This window comes from Actinomycetospora sp. TBRC 11914, from assembly GCF_012933465.1.
Taxonomy (GTDB): Bacteria; Actinomycetota; Actinomycetes; order Mycobacteriales; family Pseudonocardiaceae; genus Actinomycetospora.
Window position 1 is genome coordinate 666,693 of sequence record NZ_JABBND010000001.1, and the last position, 11,937, is coordinate 678,629.

Annotated in this window: 9 protein-coding genes; 4 read left to right on the plus strand and 5 right to left on the minus strand. The window is 74.7% G+C overall.

Annotation, left to right across the window (positions count from 1 at the left end; translation table 11 throughout):
• Nucleotides 1-48: 48 nt before the first annotated feature.
• Together HH311_RS03195 and HH311_RS03200 are read left to right on the plus strand one after the other, a co-directional pair.
• Entirely contained in the window at nt 49-402 is a 354-nt protein-coding gene (locus HH311_RS03195) for a VOC family protein (protein ID WP_169182087.1), read from the plus strand.
• A gap of 297 nt (nt 403-699) precedes the next feature.
• Nucleotides 700-1,755 carry an MBL fold metallo-hydrolase gene (locus HH311_RS03200; protein ID WP_169182088.1) on the plus strand — a complete coding sequence of 352 codons (1,056 nt, stop codon included), beginning with the start codon at nt 700-702 and terminating at the stop codon, nt 1,753-1,755.
• A 60-nt stretch (nt 1,756-1,815) separates the two neighbouring features.
• Here HH311_RS03200 and HH311_RS03205 read toward each other — a convergent pair whose 3' ends face one another.
• On the minus strand, nt 1,816-2,682 hold the full coding sequence (locus tag HH311_RS03205) for a formate/nitrite transporter family protein (RefSeq protein WP_169182089.1): 867 nt from the start codon (nt 2,680-2,682) through the stop codon (nt 1,816-1,818).
• Nucleotides 2,683-2,886: 204 nt separating this feature from the next.
• On the opposite strand from HH311_RS03205, the gene HH311_RS03210 reads away from it, so the two are divergent.
• Nucleotides 2,887-3,417, plus strand: a complete 531-nt coding sequence (locus HH311_RS03210) for a dihydrofolate reductase family protein (protein WP_169182090.1) — start codon at nt 2,887-2,889, stop codon at nt 3,415-3,417.
• Between the two features lie 181 nt (nt 3,418-3,598).
• Here HH311_RS03210 and HH311_RS03215 read toward each other — a convergent pair whose 3' ends face one another.
• The 4 genes from HH311_RS03215 to HH311_RS03230 all read right to left on the minus strand — a co-directional run bounded on the left by HH311_RS03215 (nt 3,599) and on the right by HH311_RS03230 (nt 11,054).
• A complete protein-coding gene (locus HH311_RS03215; protein ID WP_312029913.1) occupies nt 3,599-7,543 on the minus strand; it encodes a glycosyltransferase in 3,945 nt (1,314 codons plus the stop codon).
• A gap of 191 nt (nt 7,544-7,734) precedes the next feature.
• Entirely contained in the window at nt 7,735-8,910 is a 1,176-nt protein-coding gene (moeZ, locus tag HH311_RS03220) for an adenylyltransferase/sulfurtransferase MoeZ (RefSeq protein ID WP_169182091.1), read from the minus strand.
• 84 nt (nt 8,911-8,994) lie between these two features.
• A complete protein-coding gene (locus tag HH311_RS03225) occupies nt 8,995-9,891 on the minus strand; it encodes a DUF3152 domain-containing protein (RefSeq protein WP_211189486.1) in 897 nt (298 codons plus the stop codon).
• 59 nt (nt 9,892-9,950) lie between these two features.
• The gene (locus tag HH311_RS03230; protein WP_312029914.1) at nt 9,951-11,054 is read right to left on the minus strand and encodes an alpha/beta fold hydrolase; all 1,104 of its coding nucleotides are present in this window, start codon (nt 11,052-11,054) and stop codon (nt 9,951-9,953) included.
• 194 nt (nt 11,055-11,248) lie between these two features.
• Here HH311_RS03230 and HH311_RS03235 point away from each other — a divergent pair, with 194 nt between their 5' ends.
• The gene (locus HH311_RS03235; protein ID WP_169182093.1) at nt 11,249-11,887 is read left to right on the plus strand and encodes a TetR/AcrR family transcriptional regulator; all 639 of its coding nucleotides are present in this window, start codon (nt 11,249-11,251) and stop codon (nt 11,885-11,887) included.
• Nucleotides 11,888-11,937: the final 50 nt, after the last annotated feature.

Below are 11,937 nucleotides of genomic sequence, written 5' to 3' on the forward strand. Positions count from 1 at the left end.
GCAGTTCGCTCCGGCGCTCACCCCGTGGCTCGCTGGTACTACTGACCGGTGCGCGTCACCACGGTCTACGTCGACCTGCCCGTCCCCGACATCGCGTCGGCCCGGGACTTCTACGCGGGCTACCTCGGCATGACCGACGAGAGCATCAACATGGACTGGGTCACCCGCTTCACCGCGACGGGCTCCGGGGCGAGCGTGCAGGTCGTGACCCAGGACGCGACCGCGCCGGAGAGCCCGATCGCGACGATCCGGGTCGACGACGTCGAGGAGGCGTTCGCCGAGGCGCGGCGGCGCGGGTACGAGATCGTGCACCCGCTGACGACCGAGCCGTGGGGCGTGCGTCGGTTCTTCGTCCGGGCGCCCGACGGGAACGTCCTCAACATCGCCCAGCACCGGGACTGAAGCACTGCCGCGCGACCGAGTCGTGGAGACTCGGTCGCGCCGCAGCCCTTCCGGTCGGCCCCCGGGACCGCCGCTCGCCGTGATCATCGGGACGTCCTGGCCCGGCGGCGGTACCGTTCTCCGCCTCCCACTCGCCGATGACAGGTCAGGGAAGACCTACGGGGAGGCCGCCGTGTTCGCGTCCGTCCCCCGCCTCGGAGACCGTCTACCGCGTGCTCCGCCACGGGTAGCGGCACGGAGCAGGACCGCGCCGCCGGGCAGTGCCGCACACTCGTCCGCGCTGCCACGATCGGCGGCATGTGCACCGACACCGGCGCCGACCCGGCCGCCGTCGCCTTCGCCGCACCTCGCGCCGCGGAAGGGACAGCCGTCGACCCGGTGGCGCTGGAGCCGGTCGACGCCGTGGTGATCACCGTGCTCGTCGACAACTCCTTCGACGCCCTCCTGGCGGACACCGAGGTCGCGACGCGGGCCCGGCTCGGCACGGGCCCGCCGGTGGAGGCCCCGCAGTACGTGGGGGGTGAGACCCGCGTCGGGCTGCTCGCCGAGCACGGGTTCTCGGCCCTGGTCACGGTCACCAAGGGCGGGCACGACCACACGCTGCTCTTCGACACCGGCGTCTCCCCCGAGGGCATGGCCACCAACGGCCGGCGTCTCGGGATCGACCCGGGGGACATCGGCGCGGTCGTCCTCTCCCACGGCCACGGCGACCACTCCGGCGGCTTCCCGGGGCTGGAGCGCTGGCTGGGCCGGGCGGCGAGCCCGCTCGTGCTGCACCCGGCCGCGTTCACCCGGCGCCGGCTCGTCCCGCCCGGCGGCCGGCCGTTCGTCATGCCCCTGCTCGACCGGGCCGGGCTCGCCGGCGACGGCATCGAGCTCGTCGAGCGCCGCGAGCCGTCGTTCCTTCTCGACGGCAGCGTGCTCGTGACCGGCGAGGTCGACCGCACGACGGAGTTCGAGCGCGGCATGGCCTTCCACGAGGCCCTCGTCGACGACACGTGGCGTCCCGACCCGTGGATCGTCGACGACCAGGCGCTCGTCGTGCACGTCCGCGGGCGCGGCCTCGTCGTCCTCACCGGCTGCGGGCACGCCGGCGCGGTCAACATCGCCCGCCACGCCCTGCGGCTCACCGGCCACGACCACCTGCACGCCCTGCTCGGCGGCCTGCACCTCACGGGGCCGGGGTTCGAGCCGGTCATCGAGCCGACGGTGGCGGCCCTCGTCGGGATGGCGCCCGACGTCGTCGTCCCCGCCCACTGCACCGGCTGGCGCGCGCAGATGCGCCTCGCCCAGGAGCTCGGCGAGGCGTTCGTCCCCGGCGCGGTGGGCAGCCGCTACACCTTCGCGGCCTGACGCGGACACGACGATGCCCCGGGAGGAGCAGTCCTCCCGGGGCACCGTCTCGGAGGTGGCTCAGGCCTGGGCGACCTCACGGTCGCGCGGCACGGCGGAGTCGGGGGTCGTGGTGGCCTCGGACGACGACGGCCGTTCCCCGCGGGCGACGTAGCCGTACGCGGCGCCGAGCAGCGCGCCGCCGACGAGGTTGCCGAGACCGACCCAGAGCATGTTCCAGGCGAAGACCCCGACGGTGACGCCCGGCGCCCCGGAGAACAGGCCCAGCGCGAGGATCGTCATGTTGGCGACGACGTGGTCGAAGCCGGTGGTGATGAACGCGAGCAGCGCCCAGAAGAGCACGACGAGCTTGGCGCCGTCGGAGCGGGTGCGGGCGGCCATCCAGACGCCGAGGCAGACGAGCAGGTTGCACAGCACACCGCGGAAGAACATGGTGCCGGCGCCCTCGGTCGCCTTCGACTTCGCCGTCGAGAACAGGAAGTTCAGCATGGCCGGCTGCTGGCCCGGGTTCGCGATCTTGAGGACGCCGGACGCCTCGACGAGCAGCGAGAAGAGCAGCCCGCCGACGAGGTTGCCGACGAACGAGAACACGATCACCGCGACGACGGCGCCGACCCCGGTGCGCTTGGCCCGGTCGAACAGGCCGATGACCATCGTCATCATGTTGCCGGTGGTCAGCTCGCCGCCGGCGAACACCACGAGGGTCAGCGCGATCCCGAAGACGAGGCCCTGCACGAGCTTCGTGAAGGGACTGTTGGCGGCGTTGAGCGGGCCCGCGGCGGCCAGCATCAGGCAGACCGCGACCCCGATGTAGGCCCCGGCGAGCGCGGCGCTCACCAGGTAGGAGCCGGGCGAGCGACTGGCGCGGGTCTTGGTGACGGCGACCTCGGCCTGCTCGTCGATGGCTTCGGGGACGGGGATGGGCATGGGGACCTCTCCGGAGGGGGCAACGGCTGCGTCCGAACGAACGCTTCTGTGCGCATACCAACAGCCCATCCGACGGCGCTGGTGTGCTCGCCGTGAACGCTGCGTGAGCGCGCTGTCACCGTGAGCGCCCAACTGGGCATCGGCGGACGAACCGGACGATCTCCTTCGCTGCTAGCGTCCGTCCACCGGTGGGAGGAGGACCTCGTGGCGCGCCTGATCTACTCCGCCGCCGCCTCGCTGGACGGTTACCTCGCCGGCCCGGGCGGCGACATGTCCTGGCTCTCCGAGTACGCCGGCGACCCGAACCCGGCCGCCGACCGGCTCCTCGCCGACGTCGGCGCGCTGCTCGTCGGGCGACGCACCCACGACGGTGACGACCCGAACCGCGGCACCGACGCCGAGGGGGCCTTCGGCGGGCGCTACGACGGCCCGGCGGTCGTCCTCACCCACCGCCCGCCGCCGACGGCACCGCCGGGCGTGGTGTTCGCGACCGACCTGCACGACGCGGTCGCGCTCGCCCGGGACGCCGCGGGCGAGCGCGCCGTGACGGTCCTCGGCGCCGACGTCGCGGCGCAGTGCCTCGAGGCCGGCCTGCTCGACGAGGTGCTGGTCTTCGTGGTGCCGGTGCTCCTCGGCGACGGGACTCCGCTCTTCCCGCGCCGGCCCGGCGCGGCCCGGGTCCGGTTGGAGCCGATCGCCGACGACACGCCGCACTGGTACCGCGTCGTGCGCTGAGGACCGAGCCCTCTGATCAGGAGCACAGCAGACAGCCTGGTCGGCCCGAGTTCCTGCCCCACGTGCCCCTCGCGGACGAGCCGGCCCCGGTCGTGTTGATCAGGAGCACACCAGGCAGCCGGGTCGGCCCGAGCTCCTGCCCCATGTGCCCCTCGCGGCCGAGCCCGCACGCCGGGCGGGGTCAGCGCCGGTGGCGGCTCGGGGTGCCGGGATCGTGCGCGACGGGACCGGCGCCGTCCCCCCGGTGGGAGCCGCGCCGATCGGGCCGGACGGCCGGGGTGGCCGGGTCGGGCTGCGAGGCGTGGCGCCCCGCCGTCGGGCCGGTCTCGGCCCCGTCGTCCTGGCCGAAGGACAGCAGCCGGTCCCGGCCGGTGGGCGCCCGCCCGACGACGCCGGTGACCGGCTCGTCGTCGTGACGCCGCGGGGGCCGGGTGGGGGCCGGAGCGGCCGCGGCGCGCACCGCGGTGCCGGGCTGGGAGGCCGGGCCGGCGCGGCGCGCGTCGGGCACGCGGGTCGGTGGCCCCGACGGCGCGGCGCGGAACGGCGCCGACGGCACCGGACGGGCCGGCGACACCCGGCCGGGCGGCAGGGACGGGGCGCCGGTCCGCCGCGGGGCCGGGCCCCGCCGCAACGACCGCGACGCGGCCGGGACCGGGGTGGCGCCGGCGAAGCGCGGGTCGTGCCGGAACTCCGAGGCCGGCCGCTGGGCGTTGGCCGCCGCGAGCGTGCTCTCCCGCGTCTCGGCCGGCAGCGCGAGCCCGCCGTCGCCGATGACCGGCGGCGCGGGCGCGACACGGCGCGGGGCCCGGCGCCGCAGCGCGGGCTGGTGCGGGCCGGGGATCAGCGCCGGGCGTCGTCCGGCGGCGAGGTCCTCGACCCACCCGAGGCCGAGCGCGAGCACCGCGGTGAGCACCACCGAGGTCCCGATCAGCGCCCCGATCGAGGGCCAGCCGAGCCGGGCGTCGATCGGCTCGGCCAGCGCGATCGCGACGTTGTGCCAGAGGTAGATGGTGACGGCGCGGGCGTTGATCACCGTGACCAGCCGGCCGAGCCCGGGGATGCGCTCGAGCCACGCCAGGCGCGGGGAGTAGCGCAGCACGAGCAGCACCGCGCCGAGCGAGACCAGCGCCTGGCCGAGCGGGATGTCGTTGAGGTCGATCCCGTCGTCGCCCGCCGGGTACGCGAACGCCCAGGCGACGCCGGCCGCGATCGCGACGGTCGCCAGCAGCACCGCCCGGCCCGCGGCGAGGCGGCGCAGGCTGCCGTCGCGGTGGGCGAACCCGAGCATCCAGCAGCCCGCGAAGACCGAGGCGTCGACCAGCGCCGTGCCGACGTCGCCGAAGTCCCGGAGCCCGCCGCCGAGCAGGGCGTCGACCCCGACGATCGCCAGCGGCACCGCCATCGCGACCACCGGCCGGCGACGCCAGGCCGCGAGCAGCAGCGGCGTGAGCAGCACCAGCCACAGATAGGTGCGGATGTACCAGAGCACGACGGTCGCGTCGGTGGCCCAGGCGCTGCCCGGCGGGTCGAGGATCGGCAGAGCCCAGAACAGCCACTGCGGGGCGCCGGGCACCGGGTCCTCGCCGAACCCGTGCCAGACCATCACGGGGACGACGACCAGCCCGAACAGCCAGAACGGCGGCAGCAGGCGCTTGAGCCGCCGCCCGATGACGTCGACCGCCTCGGCGCGCCGCAGCGAGGCCAGCATCAGCGAGCCGCCGAGCGCGAACATCACGCCCATCGAGGGGAAGACGAAGGACAGCCAGCCCCAGCCCAGGACGTGATAGCCGATCACGCGGACCAGCGCGATCGCCCGCAGCACGTCCAGCCAGCGGCTGCGTGACGCCGGCTCCGCGGGTTCCGGCGCGGGGGTCGGCGCCGACGACGGGGCTTTCCTGCCACTGGTTGCGGTATGAGGGGAGCACGCCGATAGGGACGCTTCGCTGGCACGGGGGGCGGCGGAAACGACGGGCGCAGGGGCAGCGGGAACGACGGGGGCCGCCGGCTGCCCCGGCATCAGCGCCCGCAGCGCGCCGAGCCGCTGGATGCGCTGCCAGCGCACCCGGCCCCCGGTGACCGCGGACAGCAGCGAGCGCACGAGCACCGCGTACATCAGCGGCCGGTAGAGCAACTGCTGCACCGGGGCCACCCAGAGCGGCGCCAGCGGCTCGCCGTCGAGCCGGAACGCGTAGGCCGCGGCCCCGGTCTGCACGAGCAGCATCGAGCCCCAGAGCACGAGCGTCGTCGCCGGGTCGCCGAACACCAGCCCGTAGACGAAGAAGATGTCGACCAGCGGTGCGGCCAGCGGGAACAGGACCTGGAAGATCCCGATGTGGCCGAGCCCGAGCCACCCGACCCGCCGGGACGCGCCGCGCTCGCGCAGCGACCGGCGGTGCTTCCAGACCGCCTGCATCGTCCCGTAGGTCCACCGGTAGCGCTGCCGCCACAGCTGCGTGAGCGTCGTCGGGGCCTCGGTCCAGGCCAGCGCCCGCTCCTCGTAGACCACCCGCCAGCCCTCGCGGCCCAGCGCGATCGTGAGGTCGGTGTCCTCGGCGAGGGTGTCCAGCGACAGCCCGCCGACGTCGAGGACGGCCTGCTTGCGGAACGCGCCCGCCGCGCCGGGGATCGTCGTGATCGCGCCCAGCGTGTCCTGCACGCGGCGGTCGATGCCGAACCCGACGACGTACTCGATGTGCTGCAGCCGCGGGATGAGCTCGGTGCGGTTGGCGACCTTGACGTTGCCCGCCACGGCCCCGATCTCCGGGTCCGCGAACGGCGCGACCAGCCGGGCGACGGTGTCGGGCTGGAAGACGGTGTCGCCGTCCATCATCACCACGAGGTCGTGCTTCGCCCGGGCCACGCCGGTGTTGAGCGCGATCGGCTTGCCGCTGTTGGGCTGGCGGATGACGCGGACGGCGGGCAGCCCCAGCGACTCGACGAGCTCCGCGGTCCCGTCGGTGGACCCGTCGTCGACCACCAGGATCTCCAGCGGGTGGTCGTTCGCGAGGATCGAGCGCAGCGTGGCCTCGATGTTCTCGGTCTCGTTGTAGGCCGGGACGATCACCGACACCGGCTCGCGGTGGTCGGGCCCCCAGCGGAACGAGGGGTCCCGACGACGGCGGGCGTGGCGGCGGGCGACGACGAGCGTCAGCACCAGGCGCAGCACGACCACGAGGCCGACGCCGACGAGCAGTCCCTCGAGGAGCCGCACGCCGCCGGTGGCGAGGTCGACCGCCGTGACCAGGCCGCCGCCGACCACCCGGTCGCGTTGCGGGGCGGGCGCGGCCGCCGGGGGCGCCCCGACCGCGGCGGTCGCCGTGGTGAAGCGGTAGCCCCGGGCCTGCAGCTCGGGGATGAGGCGGTCGAGCGCCGCGACGGTCTCGGAGCGGTCCCCGCCGGCGTCGTGGAGCAGCACCGTCGCCCCGGCGCCGTCCTTCGGGGTGGCGTTGCGGACGATCGCGTCGACACCCGGGCGCTGCCAGTCCTCGCCGTCGACGTCGGTGAACACGTTGACGTAGCCGTCGCGGCCCGAGGCGAGGATCGCGGCGTAGGCGCGGTCGTCGATCGCGTCGACGGTCGAGGAGAACGGCGGCCGGACGAGGTAGGTCGTCTCCCCCGTGGCGCCGGCGACGGCGAGCTGGGTCTCGCCGAGCTCCCGCTCGAGGCGCCAGTCGGGCACCTCGGAGAGGTCGACGTGGGTGAACGTGTGGATGCCGATCTCGCTGCCCGAGGCGCGGATCTGGCGCAGCAGCTCGGGATGGCGCACGGCGAGCGAGCCGACGACGAAGAACGTGCCGGGGACCCGGTGCCGCGCGAGCACGGCGAGGACCTGAGGGGTCCAGGTGGGGTCGGGACCGTCGTCGAAGGTGAGCGCGACGGTGCGCGGCGGCATCGCGGCCGAGTGCGCCGGGTCGGTGCGGCCGTCGACGAAGGTCCCGCCGTGGGCGACGTCGGGCGGGACCTGGGAGCTGTCACCCTGCTCGTGGGGGATCGCGTCGTTGCCGATCGACGCGTTCACCAGGCCGGTGACGGCGAGGACCGTCGCGATCAGCAGCGCGAGGACCGCGGTGAGGATCCACGTGCCCCAGGACCGCCGCGGGCGTGCCGCGTCGCGCCGTCGTGCCACCAGCCCCCCTCACGGTCGTGACCGCCGCGATGGGCGATCGTGTCCTCAGTGTGACATCGGAGTCCTGAGGATCATCCGTTGGAGGGTCGTGCTTCGTTACTGTGCGTCGCGTCTCAGCGAGGTGGCCTCCGGCCTCGTGAGCACTAAATGCCGGTATAGCGGCATTTAGTGCTCACGAGCGCGCAGCGCACCTAGTACGTCGGCAGGGAGGTGTCCACCTGCTGGGCCCAGCCGGTCACGCCGCCGCCGACGTGCACGGCGTTGGAGAACCCGGCGTGCTGCAGGGCCGACAGCGCCTCGGCGGAGCGGACGCCGGACTTGCAGTACAGGATCGTCTGGCGGTCCTGCGGGATCTCCGCGAACGCCTCGCCCGAGAGGATCTTGTCCTTGGGGATGAGCTTCGCGCCCGGGATGCGGACGATCTCCCACTCGTGCGGCTCGCGGACGTCGATCAGCTCGAACTTGTCGCCCGCGTCGATCTTCTCCTTGAGCTCGGCCGGGGTGATGGTGTGCCCGGCCGCCGCGGACTGCGCCTCGTCGGAGACGGTGCCGCAGAACGCGTCGTAGTCGATGAGCTCGGTGACCTCGGTGGCGTTCGGGTCACGACGGATCCTGACCTGGCGGTACTCCATGTCCAGGGCGTCGTAGACCATGAGCCGGCCGAGCAGGGTGTCGCCGATGCCGGTGATCAGCTTGATCGCCTCGGTGACCATGATCGAGCCGATCGAGGCGCAGAGCACGCCCAGCACGCCGCCCTCGGCGCACGACGGGACCATGCCCGGCGGCGGGGGCTCGGGGTAGAGGTGCCGGTAGTTGAGGCCCTGCCCGTTCGGGGCGTCCTCCCAGAACACCGAGACCTGGCCCTCGAAGCGGAAGATCGAGCCCCAGACGTAGGGCTTCCCGAGCAGCACCGCCGCGTCGTTCACCAGGTAGCGCGTGGCGAAGTTGTCGGTGCCGTCGAGGATCAGGTCGTAGTCGCGGAAGATGTCCAGCGCGTTCGACGAGTCCAGCGGCGTCTCGTGGAGGTTCACGGTGACGAACGGGTTCGTCTCGGCGATCGACTCCTTGGCCGACTGCGCCTTGGACTTCCCGATGTCGGACTGCCCGTGGATGACCTGGCGCTGCAGGTTCGACTCGTCGACCACGTCGAAGTCGACGACGCCCAGGGTGCCCACGCCGGCCGCGGCCAGGTAGAGCAGGGCGGGGCTGCCGAGACCGCCGGCGCCCACCACCAGGACCTTCGCGTTCTTGAGCCGCTTCTGACCCTCCACCCCGACGTCCGGGATGATGAGGTGCCGCGAGTAGCGGGCGACCTCCTCCTTGGTCAGCTCGGCGGCTGGTTCCACCAGGGGCGGCAGGGATGCCATCGCGCGTTCAGCTCCTTCGACAGACTGCTGGGGATTCAACCCCATGACGGCGACGCGTGTTCCCGTGCGCGCGGTCACGCCGGGTCAGCGGCGGGCCGGACCCCCGGCCGGGAAGGGCCAGGCGTTGGGCCGGCACACCTTGCCGTCGCGGGGGATCTCCACGCCCTGCGGGCTCGAGTCGGTGAGCTGGGCGAGGTAGTCGTCGGACACACCGAAGCTCTGCTGCATCATCACGGGCGCCAGGTCGCCGTTCCCGCCGCAGGGCACGTGGGGGTTCCGGAAGACGTGGCCGACCTCGTGGTTGATCGCGTACTGGCGGTAGAGGCCCAGCTGCCCCTCGAACGCGCCCGCGCCGCGGACCCACCGCGCCCCGTTGATGAGGACCCGGCCGACGTCGGACTTCCAGCACGACGCCTCGTAGCGGATCTGGTAGCCGCACTGCGCCCGCGTCGTCAGCTGCGAGGTGAGGCTGACGCGGAAGTCCGGCACCACACCCGACGTCGCGTCGACGCGGCGCAGCGCGATCTGCCCCGACCCCACCCAGCTGCGCGGGTCGTCGAGCGTGGCGTCGACGGCGGTCGCGAACGCCTGGTCGCCCTCGGCGAGGGTGGCGCCGTCCTCGATCTCGACGGTGTAGGTGAAGGCGCGGCCGGCGCCGACCGGCGGCGTCGTGCCGGGGACCACCCGCCAGGTGCCGCGCCCGGCGACCGGGAAGTCGCCGCCCCCCGGGAGCTCGGCGGTCGGGACGGCGGGCAGGACGGCGTCGGTCACGTCGCCGCCCGTCGGTGCCTCCCCGACGACGGGTCCGTCCGCGGCCGGCGGCGCCTCGGCCGGGTCGTCCCCGGCCAGCACGGTGCGGGCGAGCACGAAGCCGGTGAGCACCAGCAGGACGACGGCGAGGGCCGCGAGCGGGAGGCGCCGGTCGCGGCGGCGGGCGGGCCCGGCGTCGTCGTCGGGCGGGCGCGGGTCCCACGAGGCCACGAGCGGCTCACCCCGGTGGCGCGCTCCCGCGCGGGGGCGGCGCGATCCGCCCGAATCGGTCACCCGCGGACGGTCTCACACACCTCGGGCAGCGGCGTGCCGGAGTCGGTGTCCCAGTGACCGGCCGTGACCGCGTCGTCCATGCCGAGGACGGCGCGGGCCACGAGCTCCGGGGTCTCCATCTGGGCCACGTGGCCGACGTCGGGCAGGCGCAGCAGCCGCGCCCGCGGCACCGTCGCCACCGTCCGCCGGCCCTTGCGCACCGAGATGAGCCGGTCGCGCTCGCCCCAGACGACCAGCGTCGGGCAGGCGACGCGGGCCGCGGTCGCCCACAGCGACCCCGCGCCCCGCGCGAACCAGGTCCCGACGAGGCCGCCGAAGGAGCGCTGCATCGCCTCGGCCACCCAGGGCAGGTCGAGCCGCTCGGCCGCCTCGGCCGCCGCCTGCGCGAACGCCGCCTCGCTGACGCAGCCCGGGTCGGCGTAGCAGAGGCGCATGGTCCGGCGCAGCCGCGTGCCGGCGTCCTCCGCGGCCAGCTCGCGACGGGTCCGCGCGCCGAGCAGCGGGATCGCCGCGAGCGCCATCTTGCCGTCGCCGAGCCGGGCGGGAGCGGGCCGCAGGTCGGGGACGGCCGGGCTGACCAGGGTCAGCGTGCGGACCAGGTCGGGGTGGTCCGCGGTGACCGACAGCGCCACCGCGCCGCCGAGCGAGTTGCCCACCAGGTGCACCGGGCCGTCGAGGGAGCGCAGGAACGCCGTGACGGTGTCGGCGTGGGCGCGCAGCGAGTAGTCGCGGGTGGGCAGCGGCTCGGTGCGGCCGAAGCCGGGCAGGTCGACCGCGAGGCCGTGCCAGCGCGACGACAGCGCGGCCGCCAGGTCGGTCCAGTTGGTCGAGGAGCCCCCGAGGCCGTGGACGTAGACGACGGTGCCCCCGGCCCCCGTGTTCCCGCGGTGCGGCGTCTCGCGGACGTGCAGGCGGGTCCCGCCGACGGTGACGTGGCGTCCCGGCCAGTGCGGCGTCGGGTCGCCGAGCGCGCCGAGGGCCTCGACGGGGGCGAGCGGGGCCTCGCGCGCCGGCTCCGCGACGGCGGGGGCCGAGCGGCGCGCGGGTCGCGAGCACCCGCCGGCCGACCGACGGCCACCGCGGGTCACCGTGATCGTCACCGGACCAGCATGCAGGTGTCCGGCAGGTGAAGCGAGCCCGACCCCGGCGTGTCCGGCGGGCGACCGGACGCCGACAGCGTGTGACCGGCGCGCGCTCCGCCGGCGGTGGGTAGGGTCGGACGATCGGGAATCGCGCGCCGGGCGGTGGGGCCCGGCGGCCGGTGTCCGGGCGGCGAGGAGCGGGAGGCGGACCGATGAGCGAGACCGGCGCGGTGGCGCCCGCGGCGGGGGGCCGACCGCGGATGTCGCGCTCCCAGCGGCGGGCGCAGCTGCTGGCGGCGGCCCGGGCCGTCTTCGGCGCCCAGGGCTACCACGCGGCGGCGATGGACGAGATCGCCGAGCGGGCGGGGGTCAGCAAGCCCGTCCTCTACCAGCACTTCCCGGGCAAGCTCGACCTCTACCGCGCGCTGGTGGAGTCGGCGGCCAACGAGATGGTGCGCACCGTCCGGGCCGCCATGCGCTCGACCACCGACAACAAGGCCCGCGTGCACGCCGCCGTCCAGGCCTACTTCGACGTCGTCTCCTCGCGGGACGGCGCCATGCGGCTGGTCTTCGAGACCGACACCCGCGCGACGCCGGAGATCGCCGAGATCGTCGACCGGGCCACGTCCGACTGCATCGACGCGGTGACCGAGGTCGTCACCGCGGACGCCGGGCTGGAGCCGGAGCGGGCCCGCCTGCTGGCGGTGGGCCTCGTCGGGCTCTCCACCACCGCGGCGCGCTACTGGCTCGACGCGGGACTGCAGCCGCCGCGTGAGGACGCGATCGCGCTCATGTCGACGCTGGCCTGGCGCGGCATCGGCGGGTTCCCCCTGGGTGGCTACGCCACGTGAGCACTTTCTGTCGCTATGACGACAGAAAGTGCTCACGAGCGCGCCAGCGC